We start from the raw sequence: 263 nt of genomic DNA, 5'->3' as shown, positions 1-263 counted from the left end.
CATTGGTGGATGTAGCCCCCGAGTTCCAGCAGCCGTTCCTGGCCCAAGGGCGTGACCCGGCCAGCGTGTACTACTTCGGTGGGTCGCTGGTACTGCCGGAATACCGTGGTCAGGGCCTGGGGGTGCGCTTCTTCATCGAACGTGAATCTTACGCGCACAAGCTGGCCGAATTTGATTACTGCGCATTCTGTGCGGTCGAGCGGCCAGGCGTGCACCCCAGACGGCCAGCAGACTACAAACCATTGCACGGCTTCTGGCGTAAC

Annotated in this window: 1 pseudogene; it reads left to right on the top strand. The window is 61.2% G+C overall.

What is annotated here, in order from left to right:
* Nucleotides 1–263, top strand: a pseudogene (locus SB756_RS31290) (GNAT family acetyltransferase); the annotation flags it as partial.

This window comes from Pseudomonas sp. SIMBA_068 (assembly GCF_046534705.1).
Classification (GTDB): Bacteria; Pseudomonadota; Gammaproteobacteria; order Pseudomonadales; family Pseudomonadaceae; genus Aquipseudomonas; species Aquipseudomonas putida.
The sequence above is the reverse complement of the archived record's forward strand: the minus strand, read 5'-3'. Positions and strand labels throughout refer to the sequence as shown.